The 275-nt window shown below is 78.9% G+C and carries 1 pseudogene; it reads right to left on the reverse strand.

Going from position 1 to position 275, the window contains the following annotated elements:
* Positions 1–275 (reverse strand): annotated as a pseudogene (locus tag AB0B89_RS32845) (hypothetical protein); the annotation flags it as partial.

The following is a 275-nucleotide window of genomic DNA, read 5'->3' on the forward strand; positions in this document are numbered from 1 at the left end:
GCGGCGGTCCAGGTGGCCAGCGCGGCGACCGCGACGGAGGCCATCCGCGCCCGCCGCATCCACGCGGCCGTCTCACGACCGGCGGCGACCGAGGCGCTCAGCGAGGCGGTGAGCGTCTCCGCCACGTGCTGTGCGCTTGGCCGATCGCCGGGCTCCTGGGCGAGGCAGCTCCTGCACAGCTCGGCCACCTCGGGCGGCAGGCCCGGCACCCCGCTCGGCGCCGGGGGAGGGCCGATGCGGCGGGCCGTCTCCAGCGCCTCCCAGGTGGTCTCCGG

The sequence above is a fragment of the Sphaerisporangium sp. NPDC049002 genome (genome assembly GCF_040649355.1).
GTDB lineage: Bacteria > Actinomycetota > Actinomycetes > Streptosporangiales > Streptosporangiaceae > Sphaerisporangium.